The 16,429-nt window shown below is 37.1% G+C and carries 17 protein-coding genes; 14 read left to right on the top strand and 3 right to left on the bottom strand.

What is annotated here, in order from left to right; all coding sequences use genetic code 11:
* The first annotated feature begins 170 nt into the window (after positions 1 to 170).
* Complete coding sequence (locus H8S90_RS20015) at positions 171 to 758, top strand: DUF4202 domain-containing protein (protein ID WP_187339575.1); 588 nt, start codon at positions 171 to 173, stop codon at positions 756 to 758.
* 79 nt (positions 759 to 837) lie between these two features.
* Here the strand turns inward: H8S90_RS20015 and H8S90_RS20010 are convergent, their stop codons facing one another.
* The 3 genes from H8S90_RS20010 to H8S90_RS20000 all read right to left on the bottom strand — a co-directional run bounded on the left by H8S90_RS20010 (position 838) and on the right by H8S90_RS20000 (position 4,512).
* Positions 838 to 2,076: a DUF6600 domain-containing protein gene (locus H8S90_RS20010; protein ID WP_187339574.1), complete on the bottom strand. Its 1,239-nt coding sequence runs from the start codon at positions 2,074 to 2,076 to the stop codon at positions 838 to 840.
* Between the two features lie 162 nt (positions 2,077 to 2,238).
* Positions 2,239 to 3,957 carry a GMC oxidoreductase gene (locus H8S90_RS20005; protein ID WP_187339573.1) on the bottom strand — a complete coding sequence of 573 codons (1,719 nt, stop codon included), beginning with the start codon at positions 3,955 to 3,957 and terminating at the stop codon, positions 2,239 to 2,241.
* A 30-nt stretch (positions 3,958 to 3,987) separates the two neighbouring features.
* Complete coding sequence (locus tag H8S90_RS20000; protein WP_187339572.1) at positions 3,988 to 4,512, bottom strand: gluconate 2-dehydrogenase subunit 3 family protein; 525 nt, start codon at positions 4,510 to 4,512, stop codon at positions 3,988 to 3,990.
* Between the two features lie 320 nt (positions 4,513 to 4,832).
* On the opposite strand from H8S90_RS20000, the gene H8S90_RS19995 reads away from it, so the two are divergent.
* The 13 genes from H8S90_RS19995 (at position 4,833) to H8S90_RS19935 (ending at position 16,395) form a co-directional block, all read left to right on the top strand.
* Complete coding sequence (locus H8S90_RS19995) at positions 4,833 to 5,417, top strand: DUF4230 domain-containing protein (protein WP_187339571.1); 585 nt, start codon at positions 4,833 to 4,835, stop codon at positions 5,415 to 5,417.
* 99 nt (positions 5,418 to 5,516) lie between these two features.
* The gene (locus H8S90_RS19990; RefSeq protein ID WP_187339570.1) at positions 5,517 to 5,987 is read left to right on the top strand and encodes a GAF domain-containing protein; all 471 of its coding nucleotides are present in this window, start codon (positions 5,517 to 5,519) and stop codon (positions 5,985 to 5,987) included.
* 97 nt (positions 5,988 to 6,084) lie between these two features.
* Positions 6,085 to 6,942 (top strand): hypothetical protein, encoded by an 858-nt coding sequence (locus H8S90_RS19985; protein ID WP_187339569.1) that lies wholly within the window; start codon positions 6,085 to 6,087, stop codon positions 6,940 to 6,942.
* Positions 6,943 to 6,984: 42 nt separating this feature from the next.
* A complete protein-coding gene (locus tag H8S90_RS19980; RefSeq protein ID WP_187339568.1) occupies positions 6,985 to 7,887 on the top strand; it encodes a histone deacetylase in 903 nt (300 codons plus the stop codon).
* An 82-nt stretch (positions 7,888 to 7,969) separates the two neighbouring features.
* Positions 7,970 to 8,782 carry an alpha/beta hydrolase family protein gene (locus H8S90_RS19975; protein WP_187339567.1) on the top strand — a complete coding sequence of 271 codons (813 nt, stop codon included), beginning with the start codon at positions 7,970 to 7,972 and terminating at the stop codon, positions 8,780 to 8,782.
* A 108-nt stretch (positions 8,783 to 8,890) separates the two neighbouring features.
* A complete protein-coding gene (locus H8S90_RS19970; RefSeq protein ID WP_187339566.1) occupies positions 8,891 to 9,946 on the top strand; it encodes a nucleoid-associated protein in 1,056 nt (351 codons plus the stop codon).
* Positions 9,946 to 11,031, top strand: a complete 1,086-nt coding sequence (locus tag H8S90_RS19965) for a DUF3810 domain-containing protein (protein WP_187339565.1) — start codon at positions 9,946 to 9,948, stop codon at positions 11,029 to 11,031. Before H8S90_RS19970 ends, H8S90_RS19965 begins: the two co-directional genes overlap by 1 nt.
* 165 nt (positions 11,032 to 11,196) lie before the next feature.
* Positions 11,197 to 11,445 (top strand): type B 50S ribosomal protein L31, encoded by a 249-nt coding sequence (locus tag H8S90_RS19960; RefSeq protein ID WP_187339564.1) that lies wholly within the window; start codon positions 11,197 to 11,199, stop codon positions 11,443 to 11,445.
* A 90-nt stretch (positions 11,446 to 11,535) separates the two neighbouring features.
* On the top strand, positions 11,536 to 12,714 hold the full coding sequence (locus tag H8S90_RS19955) for a putative sugar nucleotidyl transferase (protein WP_187339563.1): 1,179 nt from the start codon (positions 11,536 to 11,538) through the stop codon (positions 12,712 to 12,714).
* Between the two features lie 21 nt (positions 12,715 to 12,735).
* Positions 12,736 to 13,500 carry a triose-phosphate isomerase gene (tpiA, locus tag H8S90_RS19950; RefSeq protein ID WP_187339562.1) on the top strand — a complete coding sequence of 255 codons (765 nt, stop codon included), beginning with the start codon at positions 12,736 to 12,738 and terminating at the stop codon, positions 13,498 to 13,500.
* Between the two features lie 58 nt (positions 13,501 to 13,558).
* Positions 13,559 to 14,398 (top strand): 50S ribosomal protein L11 methyltransferase, encoded by an 840-nt coding sequence (gene prmA, locus H8S90_RS19945; RefSeq protein ID WP_187339561.1) that lies wholly within the window; start codon positions 13,559 to 13,561, stop codon positions 14,396 to 14,398.
* Positions 14,399 to 14,412: 14 nt separating this feature from the next.
* Positions 14,413 to 15,774: a UDP-N-acetylmuramate--L-alanine ligase gene (gene murC / locus H8S90_RS19940; protein WP_187339560.1), complete on the top strand. Its 1,362-nt coding sequence runs from the start codon at positions 14,413 to 14,415 to the stop codon at positions 15,772 to 15,774.
* 276 nt (positions 15,775 to 16,050) lie between these two features.
* Positions 16,051 to 16,395 (top strand): helix-turn-helix domain-containing protein, encoded by a 345-nt coding sequence (locus tag H8S90_RS19935; RefSeq protein ID WP_187339559.1) that lies wholly within the window; start codon positions 16,051 to 16,053, stop codon positions 16,393 to 16,395.
* Positions 16,396 to 16,429 lie beyond the last annotated feature (34 nt).

Below are 16,429 nucleotides of genomic sequence, written 5' to 3'. Positions count from 1 at the left end.
TTTTACATTAAAATTAGATATCATACGGTTATAATAGCAAAGTTAATAGCATTTTCAAAACTGACAGGGACTAGCTGGTATATTTTATGAATATCTTGCAATAAAAATACCCTAATAAATATGTTTTTTTTATGTTTGGTAAACTATTATAACGAAGCCTAAAAGCAGTAATGGAAAAATTAGTAAAAGCTTTTCAACTTTTTGACGACTACAATAGGAAGGATCCAACTATTTTTATATGGAATGGACAATCTTATCCTCAAGAATATTTTTTAGCACTTAAACTATACGATTGGGTGCTAAGGCTATCTCCACATGCTAGTGAAACGTTATTGTTAGCTTCTAGAAGCCAACATATTGGTCGATGGGAAATTCCGAGAGAAACTTATCCAGAAGGTAGGGAAGGGTATCTGAGGTGGCGGAAAGAATTGGCGGCTTATCATGCAAATAAATCTGCTGAAATCTTGGCAGAGGTTGGTTATGAAAAGCCTGAAATTGAAAGAGTAAAAGAAATTATTTTAAAGAAGAAAATTAAAGTAAACAGTGAGGTGCAAATTATTGAAAATGCGCTATGTTTAGTTTTTTTAGAATATCAGTACGAGGATTTTTATCCAAAACATACGGATAAAATTGTTCAGATATTGAAAAAATCTTTATTGAAAATGGACGGAGAGGGGCATCGATTCGCGTTGTCGTTAGCCTATTCAGAACAAGGGAAAGGCTATGTAAGCCAAGCGTTGGCATTATTGGATAAATAATTTTCTTCAAACAAAAGAAACCCCCCGATAATTTTATCGAAGGGCTAATTTTAGGTTGAAATATCTGTCAGCAAAAAGATTACTGGTTTCTTGAACTTCTAGTAGGTCTTGATGGCCTGTTTTCACTTCTTTGGCTGCTACTTGTTCTCGAAGGAGCAACCCTTTCATTTCGTGGAGAACTTGACCTTACGGTTGGCCTACTACTAGTGCTTCTTTCAGTTCTATTAGGCTGAGTACTTTGCCTATTTGTATTAGCACGAACTGTAGGTGTCTCCCTCTTTGTAGTGGTTGAAGGCCTTGTGTTTGTACTGTTATTATCTCCTTTAGTATTTCTAGGAGCTGTTGTTGTTCTAGGACTTGTCGTTCTGTTCGTTGGAGCAGCGTTTGTATTATTACTGCGCTGGCCTTGTGTGCGAGTTACTGCAGACCTATCTCTGGTGTTGGCCGATCCAGCATTTGTTATTGCACGACTATTATTCGTACGATTAGTGTTACCTGAACGCACGTTAGTGCTATTTCTGCCGCTGGCAGTAGCTGGCCTGAAGTTGCTGGCACTGGTAACCCTACTTGGTTTCGCTTGACTGCTTCTAGTTACATCTGGACGATAAATTTCTAGAGATCGTCCGGTAATCCTTCCTGCTCCCGGCCTATTCGCATTGGCTATCTGATGCACTTGCACGCGACTTCTAGTAGATCGTTGTAAGTCGTTTACCCGTGGTCCAGCAACATAAGTACGATTATTTCGAACATATGTATTGTTGATAATGGTAGTACGATTATAGATGTTTACTACCGTTCTTCTAGGTGTATAATACCTATGTACACGCGGATTGAGGATGTAACGCTGTGGTACGAAAACCCAATAATTAGAAGGAATATTTACACTTACTCCAATACTTATTCCGGGCGCTAGGGGTGCCCATCCGTAGTAGCCACCTCCACTTCTCCAATGTACCCACGCAGGCCCCCATTCATAACCTGGAACCCAAGACCATCCGAATCGCTGATGGTAGTTCCATCTTCCATAATGGAATGGAGCCCACCCCCAGTTATAATTAGATACCCAAGTATTGCCATAATCAGTCATCACCCAACGACCGTTAGTCGCATAGGGTTGAAAATCTGGTCCTACATTAGGAACCCATATATAACCGTATTCAGGATCATTTACCCACTCTCCATACGGTGATAATTCATCGTAAAACTGTTGAAAAGATACAGTCACTCCCGGCTGTGCATTCGCTTTTGGATTGCTAAATATCAATAACATCAGTGATATTGATAAAAGTAAAATATTTATTTTCTTTAACACTTTCATGGCTGATCGTTTTAATCCCACAATTTGTTTTCTTGTAGTGTATGACAGGATGAAGGTTAAAAAGTTTAAAGTGGAGCTTAAAGGAGAAACAATAACCTAAAAAAACACACAAAAGCGCTGGTTCTTTGTGTGTTTTCGGCAGAGGAAAGATGATAGAAAAAATTATAAATTATTCTTTTTCATTTCATTTACTGCATAATCTACGGATCTGGCAGCGAATGCCATATAGGTTAAAGATGGGTTTTGCGTAGATGTTGACGTCATGCAAGCACCGTCAGTAACAAATACGTTACTACACTGATGTAATTGATTCCATTTATTTAACAAAGAGGTTTTTGGGTCATTACCCATACGTACTCCTCCCATTTCATGTATATCTAATCCTGGCGCCTGACTGGCAGTATTCGGTGTTATATTGGTAAAACCTGCCTCCGTGAACATTTCTGTGAGTTGTTCGATATAATCAGCCTTCATTTTTACATCATTATCATCGTAATCCATCGATATCTTCAACAAGGGCATTCCCCATTCATCTTGCTTATTTGTTTCTAAAGCAACATAACTCTCTTCTTTGGGGATGGTTTCACCCATCATGTGCGAGCCTACCCGCCATGGCCCAAGAACTGGATTCAAAAGTTCATTTTTCAGATCGTTACCAATTTTTGACAGATCGCGATCCATACTTCTATGAGCCGAAAAACCCGCGGCGTAACCTCTGAGAAAGTTGGTTTCCTGTTTTAATATATTCCGGAATCGTGGTATATATCCCCCACCTGCGGGATTCCTTCCATCGGTTTTATATTCCTTTAATCCGTCATATTCCGCGCTTATGCGGGCGCTGTAATTATGAAATGCAACAAATTTGCCTAATAGACCATTATCATTACCAAGACCATTAGGAAAACGGTTGGATACTGAGTTTAATAAAATTAAGTTGGTGTTGAGAGCTGCTGCATTTACGAAGATTACTTTTGCATAAAAATCAATCTCCTCTTTTGTATTGGCATCAATAACTTTTACTCCTGTAGCTTTACCTTTTTCTTCATCATATAGCACGGAGTGCACAACAGAAAAAGGCCTTAGGGTTAGGTTGCCCGTTTTCTCCGCCCAGGGTAAAGTAGAGGAGTTGCTGCTGAAATAACCTCCAAATGGGCAACCCCTTTGACATAATATTCTGTTTTGACATTGCACCCTACCTTGGTCTATATGAATTTGATTGGGTTTTGAAAGATGCGCACAGCGCGCGCTGACTACGTGTCTACTGCCACCGTATCTTGTCGATAAAACTTGCTTAAAATAGTCCTCAACAGCATTTAGTGGGTAACCGGGAAGAAAATCTCCATCCGGAAGTTCTTTTAAACCATCCTTGTTACCTGCAATGCCGGCAAACTTTTCTACATAGGTATACCATGGTGCGATATCTTTATATCGAATCGGCCAATCTACCGCAAAACCGTCACGCCCCGGCCCTTCAAAATCAAAATCCGACCACCGTTGAGTTTGTCTTGCCCATAAAAGAGATTTACCGCCCACCTGGTATCCTCTAATCCAATCAAAGGGTTTTTCTTGTATATAGGGATGCTCTTTGTCTTTTACAAAAAAGTGCATAGCATCTTCTCTAAATGCATAACACCTGTTGGCAATGGGGGCCGCTTGTTGGATAGCCAGTGGTACTTCGCCCCGATGATCAAATTCATAGGGATACATATTGGTGGTCGGGTAATCGACTACATGTTTTACATCTTTCCCCCTCTCTAGCACGAGTGTTTTCAACCCCTTTTCTGTAAGCTCCTTTGCTGCCCATCCACCGCTTATACCAGAGCCTATTACGATTGCGTCAAAAGTACGGGCTTTAACGCTGTCAATATTTAAATTAGACATGTGATTGTTAGTTGTTAGTCTTTTAGTTGATTAATTGACGGGAAAATAACCATTGTACCGTCCCGGAATTAATTCATATTGTTTTAAGTCTGTCATGACATACTTTGAGTTTAGAAAGCCTTGGATAACTCTTCTTTTGGTGATTTTATAGAAAGCTTCAACGTCTTGTGAATGAGGTTGAGTAGCATCTAACGTTGCTAATAATTCCTGGCGTTCTTTTATATCTGCTTTCATAAAGGTTTTGCTGAACTTTTGATTAGACAGATCGTTGAACTGATCAAGCCCCTTCAAAAATTGTTTCTGCTCTTCCTCCGGATGGCAGTCGTCTACCATTTTTAATACAAATAAATGAAGATTGAGGTCTTTAGCTCCCTGTGTGTCGCCCGCGGGAATAATCGCCTCCGCTATTTCTGCTAGCAGCGCTTCTTGGTCACCATTGATTGATAGATTGCTTAATTGGATAGATGCTTTACCGTTCTCAGTGGAACAGGCCGGTAGTATAGCTATACCACCAGCTATGATCAATAAATTCTTAATTGCCGATCTTCTTTTCATCAGAATAATATTAATGTTCGCTCTACAGCTTCTATTTAAATAGTCAATAAACTGTTTTAGCCGTTTCTTACATCTGTATTTGATCAATGTGCTGAAATACCTTGGTATTCTTTAATTCTACATTTAAAACAACAAGAATAAGGTTTAGCGATAACCAAATACAAAGGCCCGTCTACAGCAACCTTTTTCGCAAATCAATATTAAGGATAAAATTTTTAAGAATGAAATATTCCATGGTCTCAGCGCTATCATTTTGATATTTCTGAGAAAACCTTTTAAACCTTTGGTATGCGTTTTTGTTCCATACTAAAATTGTCATTATGATCAGGAAGATTATTTATTTCATTGGTGCTACGATATTTATATTAGTTCTTTTTATAGCTGGATGGTTAATCTACTATAAATTTGATTTTAACAAGCCAACAGTTCAGTTAAGTGAAGACGTAATGGTTGAAAAAATTGCCGACATGGGTAAGCTCGAACTCGTAAAATATTCTATGAAAGATGTAATTGAACGAAAAGAACTCAGGTATTTTCTGCCTGATCAACGGGTGTTATTTGTAGCCGTAGGTGAAGTAACAGGATGCATTGATTTGAGACAAATAAAGAAAGAAGATATCGTAAAATACGGTACAGATTCGTTGACCATATTTTTGCCGGAACCGGAAATCTGTTATGTTAAAGTGGACCATAAAAGATCAAAAGTCTATGATATTTCTGGAGCTTGGTTACCGGGAGACACCCAGCATTTGGTGGAAGGAATTTACAGATTAGCCGAGGAGAAACTTCTTCAAAACGCAAGAGAACTAGCTATTATGGAAAAAACTAAAGAGAATGCATCGATTATCTTTAAGCCTATAGTACAGAATTTTACGGATGTGAAGGTAAAGATTGCTTTTAGATAACACCGGAGATTGTAACTGATAGCAATAATAATATAACTTTGAACCATTTAAAATAGTACGGGAGGATTCCAAATGCTTCCCTGACAATATTTTGTTACTATGGCAGAAGATTTAACGATTAATAAAGGATCAAAAGAAGAACAATATCAATCACTAATACCTCAGATAGCCGCTCTATTGGAGGGAGAAGACGATCGTATTGCTTGCTTGGCGAATATATCGGCAGCGTTAAAAACACAGTTCGATTTTTATTGGGTTGGTTTTTACTTAGTTAAGGGAGAGGAACTTGTGTTGGGTCCTTTTCAAGGCCCAGTTGCATGCAGTAGGATATCGAAAGGAAAAGGGGTATGTGGAACTGCCTGGGAAAGAAATGAGGCGTTGATCGTGCCTGATGTGGAAAAATTCCCGGGGCATATAGCTTGTAGTGCTTTTTCACGGTCGGAAATTGTACTTCCCGTGATCAGGCATGGACATACCATTGCAGTGTTAGATGTAGATAGCGATGTGATCAACGATTTCGATGCGATTGATAGCGAATATCTCGAAAAGATAATCGGTCTGATTGCGTAAATGTGAAATCTATTTTCTTTACGGCGGTATCAGTTTTTGCAATGCCTGTTGAACTTTACACGTTTCCTTTTGTTAATGAATCGAGGAGGAAGCATGTATGAAATATATTAAGCAAGTTGCCATTTTAAATGTAGTGACGTACGTTATAGCCTTTACCATATCGATGTTGGGACAGACCGATATTTTGGGTCAATATTATATGGATGAAATAGCAGCTAAATATGCATCCGGAATCACGCCGGCAAATTTTACTTTTTCTATTTGGTCGTTGATATACACCGCTTTGTTTATAATGGTTATATACCATCTTATACATGCTTTTAGAAAACCAGAAAACTTTATTACGAATAAAGAATTGAGTTTAATAGGTTTCGTATTTGCAGTTAACCAATTGTCTATCGGTATGTGGGTGTATACATGGTTAAACGATATGCCAGGCGTGTCATTATCACTTTTATTTGTGCAGCTTTTTACTTTGTATATTATCGACAGACGCTTGTCAATGTTAAATCCACGAATGGGAAAAATATCACTTTTTGTCACACAGCTTCCTTTAAGTATTTATTTTGGCTGGATTACTATTGCTACTTTAGCTAATTTTGCCGCATGGTTAGTTAGTTTAGGTTGGCTTGCCAACCCAATAGTGGATCTGTATACCAGCTACTTGTTAATAGTTCTAGCAGTAGTTGTAGGAACAATAGTAACCTATTTCAAACATAACATATTTTTTGGTTTGGTGGTGATTTGGGCAATTTATGGCATTATTATGCAACAGCTTGAGTTGGATAATAAAACGTTCCATTCGATAATATATGTAGGGGTTTTCGGTATTATCATCATCTTACTTGCTATTATAAAGACGGCAGTTTCTTATAGCGCTATTGAAGAAAAACCACATGCCCCTCGAACAACTAGATTCGGGTATAACAAATTTAAAAATCACGAGAAGAGTTAGTATTTTAGCAGACATCATTGTTTTACTAAATACTTTTATAGATTGCTCAAGATAGCTTATCACCCCACTTACGTTCATGATTTGCCTCCCGGGCACCGCTTCCCGATGCTAAAATATGAGCTGATACATGACCAACTTTTATATGAAGGGATAGTAAACCAAGGAAATTTTTTTATACCTGGTGAAATTGATGAATATTATATTTCACTTGCACATGACCGGTCTTATTGGCAACGGTTAAAACATCTGTTATTAAGCGAAAAGGAGGTTAGACGTATAGGTTTTATGCTTTCGGCGAGTTTGGTTGAACGAGAAGTTCGCATTGCTCAGGGAACAATCGAAGCTAGTGATTATGCATTAGAACATGGAGTGGCTTTTAATGTTGCGGGAGGAACACACCATGCAGGAAGCAATTGGGGAGAGGGGTTCTGCTTATTAAATGATCAGGCTATTGCCGCTCACTACCTGTTACACGAAAAGAAGGCAAAGAAAATTCTGATGGTTGATTTAGACGTACATCAAGGTAACGGCACTGCCGATATTTTTAAAGATAATACGGCTGTGTTTACATTTTCTGTTCATTCGCAAAGGAATTTTCCATTTAGAAAAGAAGTTTCGGATTTAGACATAGGACTTGCCGATGGTGTAGGGGATGAAACTTATTTGGCTACGTTAAAAAGGGAAATGCCAATGTTAATTGAAAAGGTAAGGCCCGATTTTATTTTTTATCTATCGGGTGTCGATGTACTCGCTTCTGATAAGTTGGGCTGGTTGAGCCTCTCCAAAGAAGGTTGTGCTAAAAGAGATGAGATAATTTTTGGCTATTGTAAGCGTTTCAGAATACCTGTTCAGGTAAGCATGGGTGGAGGTTATTCTCCCGTTATTGGGGATATAGTGGATGCGCATTGTAAGACATTTAAAATGGCAGTTGATATTTTACTATAAATTTTTTGTCTTAAAATATCACACAAGACTTTTTGATACAGGATTATAATTAGATACATTAAATAAAACAACCAGTTGTAATATGCGAGTTATTGTCTTTTTTTCGATCTTCATATTTTGGAGGTTTTTAGCCTATGGGGCCAATGTCGATACGGTGTCAACACCTAGTGTCGCAATGGGTAAAAATATTAAGGCTGTAATTGTAACACCAGATAGCTATAAGGATAGTACGAAGTTTCCTGTTGTTTATCTCCTACATGGATATAGTGGGAACTATAGTGACTGGATTAATAATGCGCCGGAAATTACTAACCTGGCCGATCGGTACCAATTTATAGTAGTATGCCCTGATGGAGGGTATTCAAGCTGGTATTGGGATAACACATCAGATAAGAATTTTCAATATGAAACCTATGTGGCTAGAGAACTTACAGAATGGGTAGACAGCAATTATCGTACAATTAGGGATAAAAATTCAAGAGCTATTACAGGTTTAAGTATGGGAGGGCATGGTGCACTTTATCTGGCATTTAGACATCAAAATATTTTTGGTGCAGCTGGTAGCATGTCAGGGGGAGTTGATATTCGCCCATTTCCTGATAATTGGGATATTTCAAAACGTATCGGTACTTATGCAGATCATCCAGAGCGTTGGGAGGCACATACGGTAATTAATATGTTGCATTTGCTTAAACCGGGTGGACTAGCGCTTATGATTGATTGCGGTGTAAATGATTTTTTCTTTACGGTTAATGAAGATCTACATCAAAAGTTGTTGGAAAAGGGGGTCGGGCACGATTATATTGTGCGACCCGGTAAACACGATTGGAATTATTGGAAAAACAGCGTGTCCTACCAATTGCTGTTCATGCATCGTTTTTTTACGAATAAATAAATGCCTTGTTGATCTTTTCGTTATTGCGTATCAAAAGTGATTTGTCTATTTTTGCACCCCTTATTTTATATACTACTTATTTTATATACTATTAATTGAATCTTATTTATGTTATCGCATTTCGAAGCTTCCTTAGCTCAACTGTCTATTCATAGGATTGGCAACAAGCTGATGGACGATCATTACATATTATCTGAGTCGCCATTAAACCTAACTGATGAGCTGTTGCCTAAGCTCTTGATGCAGTATTTTTTGAGTCCTTTTGAAAAGGTGCAAGAAGTTTTTCGCTTAACACATCATAGTGGAAATTTGGCATTAAACGAGCTTTTCCACTTTTCATCTTCATATTTTGATGGCACTACAGACTTTCACGAAGTGTCGCAGTATATAGCAAAACATCTATATAATGTTTCTAACCATCCGAAAATTAAAGCAGGAGAAGTGTATGTGGTTAGCTTTGAGAATGTTCAATTAGAAGGTGAGTCGTACAATGCTCTGGGGATTTTTAAGTCGGAAACAAAAGAAACTTATTTAAAAGTTTTTCCTGAACATGGCGCATTTAAAGTAGGATATGAGGAAGAGGGTATTAACATTCAAAAATTGGATAAGGGGTGCTTGATCGTAAATGCCGAAAAGGAGCACGGGTTTAAAGTTTTGGCAGTTGATCAAACCAATAGACAAAATGAGGCTATTTACTGGAAAGATGATTTTTTACAACTGAAGATCAGAAATGATAACTTTAATCAGACCGGTAATTTATTACAGGTGTGTAAGAAATTTGTAAGTGAAAAATTAGATGAAGCTTTTGAAATGGAAAGAACAGATAAAATTGATCTGCTTAACCGATCTATGACTTACTTTAAGGAGAAAGATAAGTTTGAAGTAGATGAATTTACAGAAGAGGTACTGGGCAATCCAGAAGCAGTATCTATGTTTAAGGATTATAAATCTAATTTTGAGCGGGAGTATGATATGGAAATTGCTGATAGCTTTGAAATATCTAATTCGGCGGTGAAAAAACAATCAAAAATTTTTAAATCTATATTGAAATTGGACAAAAATTTTCACGTCTATATACATGGAAAGCGCGAACGTATTGAAAAAGGTTTTGATGACGAGAAGGGAATGGCATTTTACAAGTTATATTTTGAAACGGAAAGCTAATGCTCGACAAAACAATTTTGAAGAAAGGACTTTCTAAGCAATTAATAGTAACAGGTTGTTTTATATTGATACTCACTTGCTTTTTCTTTTTTTTTCGTAATGCAGTTTACGTCGAACGTTTCTATAGCGGTAAGATTTTTCCGGTTTTTGCAATTATCGGCCAGACGCTTTATAAATGGACGCCGGTTAGTATAGGGGATTTATTGTATGTAATATGTTCGCTTATCGGACTTGTCCTTTTTGTTAAAGCAATTATATATATCTTTAGACGGATCTACCTGATGGCACTCATTCAAGTGATAAGCATATTGAATATCACATTATTTATTGTTATGCTATTCTATCTATTATGGGGTGGAAATTATTTTAGAGTGCCATTGGAAGTAAGAATGGCATTGGATATGGAGGTGAAGGAGTCTTGTGAGTTGCTTGAAACAGCAGCTTTTTGCATCGATCAAGCAAACAAATATAGGAAGCTGATAAGGGAAGAAGATTTCTTGATCGATAACCGAGCGATATTTAAACGTGCTACACAGCTATTGCAGGAAAATGCGAAATTAAAACCTTTTTTATTTGTCTATTTACCAACTGTTAAGGAACCAATCTCAGATCTTTTGATTAATTATGCTATGGTCTCCGGATATTTTAATCCATTTACACAGGAGACACAAGTAAATAGTAGTATGCCTGTTTTTTCAAAGCCTTTTACAGCATGTCACGAACTAGGACATCAGTCAGGCATAGGTTTTGAAGATGAAGCGAATTTAGTAGGGTTTATTCTTTGTACGCAGAGTGATGACGCGCTTTTTCAATATTCAGCGTACTATCATGCTATGGCTATGCTGTTAAGACAGGTATATCTGGAGGATAAACATAGCTATCTAAACTTAATACAACTGATTGATAAGGAAGTGCTGTTAGACGTGGAGGATGAACAAAATTATTGGGAAAAATTTAGTGGATTGGTAAACGATGCCGGATCCGTTTTTTATAATCAGTATTTATTGTTGAATAACCAGCCAGAAGGCTTGAGGAGGTACGATCGAATGACAAAGCTACTGATCGCTTGGCGAAAGAAGTATTGATTTTTTAATGAAAAAATAGAATATATATTTTGGATAGGGGGATTAAATAACTATCTTTGCAGCCTTAAAAGAGTTAACAATAAAAATATACGACGTTATCGGCTCTCCTGTATTTGCTATTACGCAAGAAAGTTTAGTTGAGAGGTTAATAAACAAATAGTTCAAATGAAAAAAGATTTGCACCCATCAAATTACAGATTAGTGGTATTTAAAGATATGTCTAATGACTATTCTTTTGTAACTAAATCCTGTATCGATACCAAAGAAACTATTCAATGGGAAGACGGACAGGAATACCCTTTGGTTAAATTAGAAATTTCACACACTTCGCATCCTTTCTATACCGGTAAAATGAAGTTAGTTGATACCGCAGGACGTATCGATAAATTTCGCAGCCGTTATAACAAAAAATAGGCATATTTATCTGTATTTAGAAAACTATAAAAAGTCTCGATATATTTATCGAGACTTTTTTATTTTTAACCAAAATAAAATAAACTTTACATGCAGATAGTATTATATGATAACGACGAATGGCGTGCTAAACTTTATCCCTTAAGTTTAACAAGACCTGTAGCCGATCTGCGTGTCGGCATTCTCACAATTGGCGAAAAGTGGTCTAAATGGCTGAAACAGCCGGTGTCCTTTTTAACAGAAGAATATCTAAAACCTAAATATCCAACGTTTAATCAAGATAATGATGTATTATTGATCAGGGCTGGGGTTTGTCCCGACGAACGTTTATGCACCGAAGTGATGTCATTAAAAGCTGGAGAAAAGCTTGTCAATAGGCAGGATATCATAGCCATCCGCACAACAGTTGATGAAGTAAAATTATCGGCAAGACCGTCGACTGATTTTTATAGGCCATTGGTTTATGTTCATGATTTTGTAGATATAGTATATCCCGAAGATATTTTTATAAATAATGGAATAGAGATAAGGAAGGATTTTCAATTGTTAACAGCGGGGCGAATATCAGCTACCTTAAGTAGCACCAATACGATTCTTGGCGAAAATATTTTTGTTGAAGAAGGCGCAGTGGCAGAATGCTGTATAATCAATACATTGAAAGGTCCTGTTTACCTAGGAAGAAATAGCGAAATATGGGAAGGAACAGCGGTGCGAGGATCTTTTGCTTTGGGTGATGATTCGCAAGTGAAAATGGGTGCAAAGATATACAGTAATGTTACCGTAGGGCCTGGTTGTAGGGTAGGTGGTGAACTGAATACTTGTGTGATATGGGGGAACTCCTCTAAAGGGCATGAAGGTTATTTTGGCAGCGGTGTTATGGGAGAGTGGTGTAACTGGGGGGCGGATACTAATAATTCTAATTTAAAAAACAACTATAAGAATGTGCGTGTATATGATTATAAATCAGATTCTTATAGAGATACTGGTTTGCAATTCTATGGTTTGATTATGGGGGATCATTCAAAGTGTGCGATAAATACCTCATTTAATACAGGAACTGTAGTAGGAGTGTCAGCAAGTATATTTGGAGGCGGGGTGCCACCCACTTTTGTCCCAGATTTCTCATGGGGAAATCATGGCATATATGAGCTTGAAAAAATGTTTAGCACGGCTAAGTTGGTTTTTGCCCGGCGTAATCGTAAATTTGACAACATTGAACAGTCCATTTTAAACGAAGTGTTTGAAATTACTAGAAAACAGCGAGACTAATAAAATTCTATTTAATTAATTATGCGAAAAAAAATTGTAGCCGGTAATTGGAAGATGAACCTAGATTATCAAGAAGGAATAAGCCTTTTTTCTGAGGTAGTAAATATGGTAAAAGATGAGGTTAGAGGTGAGCAGGATATTGTTGTATGCAGCCCTTTTATTCATTTATACGGTATTTCGGCTTTGGCAAAAGATGCAAATAATGTATCTACAGGTGCACAGAACATACACCAAGAGGAAAGCGGTGCTTTTACCGGAGAGATTTCTGCTAAACAGATTAGGTCAGTTGGAGCTAATTACGTTATTTTGGGGCATTCGGAACGAAGAGCGTATTTTGGAGAGACCAACGAATTATTGGCTAAGAAAGTCGACATCGCTATAAAATATCAATTAACGCCTATTTTTTGCATTGGAGAAACAAAAGAAGAGCGTGAATCGGGTGAATTTTTTTCTGTTATAAAAGAGCAATTGACGCAGGGTGTGTTTCATCTAGAAGCTGATGATTTTGAAAATATTGTCATTGCCTATGAGCCTGTATGGGCAATAGGAACGGGCTTAACCGCTAGTCCGGAACAGGCGCAAGAGGTTCACGCATACATTCGGAAAGTAATTGGTGAACAATATAATACTACGTTGGCAGACGAAATTAGTATTTTATATGGAGGAAGCTGCAACCCAAAGAATGCTCCTGACCTGTTTTCCCAAGCAGATATCGACGGTGGTTTGATAGGCGGTGCATCCTTAAAGTCGAGAGATTTTACTGATATTGTTAAAGTATTTAATTAACTATTGATAATTTAGTTAAAGGTGCATGTCTTAACATGTACCTTTAATATTTTTTAGAATGGACTACAGTGAACTGATATTTACATGCAGTGATAGTGAAGCATGGCAACGGGATTTATTAATAAATGACCTTGCCAATATTGGTTTTGATACGTTTGAGGAAATCGACGTTGGGTTTAAAGCTTACATCGCTAGTGCCGCCTTGGATATCGCTGCTGTTGAACGTCTCTTATTGAATTTACCTGATAATTTTAGTATTACTTATACGGTTAGGCCTATTGAACCGAAAAATTGGAACGCTGTATGGGAAAGTAACTTTGAACCAATAGCGGTGTTAGGTCGTTGTTATGTACGGGCAACCTTTCATGAATCTAAACCTAATTACGAGTACGAGATTATAATCGATCCTAAAATGGCGTTCGGTACGGGACACCATCAAACGACATCACTTATGATGGAATATTTGCTCGATAGTAATCTGCAGCGAAAAAGGGTTTTAGATATGGGGTGTGGAACGGGGATCCTTGCGATTCTCGCTGCGAAGATAGGGGCACAGGAGATAACTGCAATTGATTATGATCCCATCTGTTGTACGAGTGTGAAAGAAAATACAGAACTCAACCAGGTTAATAGTATAAAAATCTATTGTGGGTCTAAGGAAGTTATTCCGAATGAGCTTTATGATATTATTTTGGCAAACATTAATAGAAATATACTGTTAGATCAGCTAGGTAAATACGCAGAAGTTATAAAACCGCATGGATCATTATTTCTAAGCGGATTCTACGATGGTGATGATTTAGCGCAGATCGTTGATGCTTCACATTCCTTTGGATTTAAGTATATTAGTAAAAAACTGCAAGATAATTGGGTTGCAGCCAAACTTGAAAAATATTAAAAAGATATAGAGATATGCGTGTGCATTTTATAGCTATCGGTGGAAGTGTTATGCATAATTTGGCTATAGCTTTGTCGAAAAAAGGGTATTTGGTGAGTGGCTCTGATGATTTTATCTATGAGCCTTCTCGAACTAACTTAGCTAAATACGGACTACTGCCTGAGCGTCTCGGATGGTTCCCAGAAAAAATTACCGATGAAATAAATGCAGTGGTTCTAGGGATGCATGCGAAAGAAGATAATCCGGAGTTACTAAAAGCACAAGAACTTGGATTGCAGATTTATTCTTATCCGGCTTATATCTATGAGCAGTCGAAAGAGAAAACCCGTGTTGTCATTGGTGGAAGTCATGGAAAAACAACGATTACTTCTATGGTTATGCATGTGTTGAAGCATACAGGGAGAGATTTTGATTATGTTGTGGGAGCGAAATTGGATGGTTTTGAATACATGGTGAAGATTACAAAGGATGCTCCTTTGATTATTATTGAAGGAGATGAGTATCTTGCTTCGGCAATAGACAGGCGACCAAAGTTTTTATTATATCATGCTCATATTGCTTTGATCAGCGGGATAGCCTGGGATCATATAAACGTTTTTCCTACCTACGATGAATATGTTAAGCAATTCAAATTATTCATTGAAAGTATTGAGGAGAAAGGCACTTTAGTGTACAATAAAGATGACAAGGAGGTTCAGGCGCTTGTTTCTAACGACGATTCTAATATCAATAAACATGGTTATAAATTACCCGATTTTACTATTAACAAAGGAATTAGCTATTTAAATACAGCAAAAAGGGAGGTCCCGCTGCAGATTTTTGGAAAGCATAATCTTTCAAATCTTGCAGGTGCTTTTACTGTTGGCGAATGGTTGGGGATAAGCAGGAATGAGTTTTACGATGCTATAAGTACTTTTAAGGGTGCTGCGAGAAGACTTGAATATATAGCTGATTATAACGGGAGTGTAGTTTATAAAGACTTCGCACACTCTCCATCAAAAGTTAAAGCATCCATAGAGGCTGTAAAAGAGCAGTATCCCGAAAATAAATTATTTGCAGTGGTAGAGTTGCATACTTTTAGCAGTTTGAATGAAGAATTTTTGAAGGAATACAAAGGGGCGATGGATGGAGCGGATGAGGCTGCTGTGTTTATAGATCAGCAATCAATGAAACAGAAAAATATATCACCCATTAGCGATCTCACTATTAAAGAGGCGTTCAACCGAATGGATATTTCCTACTTTACGGACGTAGATACATTACAACAGTATATCGGAACAATAGAATCTCAGCATAAAAATTTATTGTTTATGAGTTCTGGAAACTTTGGCGGTATCAATCTTGTTAACTTGTCGGAAAAATTCTTTAATTCCTGAAATTAATTAATATATTTCCTCTTTGAGAACGTTGTTTTCGCTAAGCGGGGGAGAAAATGGATAGACGTTATTTTACTATCTCACAGTAAAATTGCTTGCATATAAAAGAAAGTTTATCTAAGTTTGATATAGTTGAAGTTACTATTTTATAATGATAGTTTACGTGGCCTGCTAATAAGACAAACATTTGAAACAAAGAACTATTTAGAGGAAAATATTTGTTTTATCATTATAAAATACCATCTGATAGGTAACAAATAAAAATTAGACAAATAGATGAAATCTCTAGGGAAAAAAATCAGATTATTGCGTCATCAAAATGGATGGAGTCAAGAAGATGTAGCCAAGCGGCTGGATATATCTATTCCTGCCTTTTCAAAAATAGAAACCGGCATTACAGATGTCAATCTTTCAAGATTACAACAGATTGCGAAGCTTTTTGATATGACAATTGTACAGTTGCTAAATTTTAATGACGCGGATGAGCAGAAGAAATACACATCTGATTTAGAGCTTGCTAACAAAAAATTGCTCGAAAGAAATAATGATGTAATAGAGTTGCAAAAAAAGGTAATAGAGCTATATGAAGAGTTGAGGAAAACGTACATCAATCAGAAGTAAAATATTATTAACTATTTTATATGCCATAGTTAGA

The organism is Olivibacter sp. SDN3 (assembly GCF_014334135.1).
Classification (GTDB): Bacteria; Bacteroidota; Bacteroidia; order Sphingobacteriales; family Sphingobacteriaceae; genus Olivibacter.
Note: the sequence above shows the minus strand (reverse complement) of the source record. Positions and strands in the feature narration are given on the sequence as shown.

Coding starts and splice junctions, on each gene's coding strand:
- H8S90_RS19965 (WP_187339565.1), top strand. CDS start 9,946: ATGCTCGACAAAACAATTTTGAAGAAAGGACTTTCTAAGCAATTAATA.
- murC (WP_187339560.1), top strand. CDS start 14,413: ATGCGTGTGCATTTTATAGCTATCGGTGGAAGTGTTATGCATAATTTG.
- H8S90_RS19985 (WP_187339569.1), top strand. CDS start 6,085: ATGAAATATATTAAGCAAGTTGCCATTTTAAATGTAGTGACGTACGTT.
- H8S90_RS20000 (WP_187339572.1), bottom strand. CDS start 4,512: ATGAAAAGAAGATCGGCAATTAAGAATTTATTGATCATAGCTGGTGGT.
- H8S90_RS20010 (WP_187339574.1), bottom strand. CDS start 2,076: ATGAAAGTGTTAAAGAAAATAAATATTTTACTTTTATCAATATCACTG.
- H8S90_RS19960 (WP_187339564.1), top strand. CDS start 11,197: ATGAAAAAAGATTTGCACCCATCAAATTACAGATTAGTGGTATTTAAA.
- tpiA (WP_187339562.1), top strand. CDS start 12,736: ATGCGAAAAAAAATTGTAGCCGGTAATTGGAAGATGAACCTAGATTAT.
- prmA (WP_187339561.1), top strand. CDS start 13,559: ATGGACTACAGTGAACTGATATTTACATGCAGTGATAGTGAAGCATGG.
- H8S90_RS19935 (WP_187339559.1), top strand. CDS start 16,051: ATGAAATCTCTAGGGAAAAAAATCAGATTATTGCGTCATCAAAATGGA.
- H8S90_RS19955 (WP_187339563.1), top strand. CDS start 11,536: ATGCAGATAGTATTATATGATAACGACGAATGGCGTGCTAAACTTTAT.
- H8S90_RS19975 (WP_187339567.1), top strand. CDS start 7,970: ATGCGAGTTATTGTCTTTTTTTCGATCTTCATATTTTGGAGGTTTTTA.
- H8S90_RS19970 (WP_187339566.1), top strand. CDS start 8,891: ATGTTATCGCATTTCGAAGCTTCCTTAGCTCAACTGTCTATTCATAGG.
- H8S90_RS20015 (WP_187339575.1), top strand. CDS start 171: ATGGAAAAATTAGTAAAAGCTTTTCAACTTTTTGACGACTACAATAGG.
- H8S90_RS20005 (WP_187339573.1), bottom strand. CDS start 3,957: ATGTCTAATTTAAATATTGACAGCGTTAAAGCCCGTACTTTTGACGCA.
- H8S90_RS19995 (WP_187339571.1), top strand. CDS start 4,833: ATGATCAGGAAGATTATTTATTTCATTGGTGCTACGATATTTATATTA.
- H8S90_RS19990 (WP_187339570.1), top strand. CDS start 5,517: ATGGCAGAAGATTTAACGATTAATAAAGGATCAAAAGAAGAACAATAT.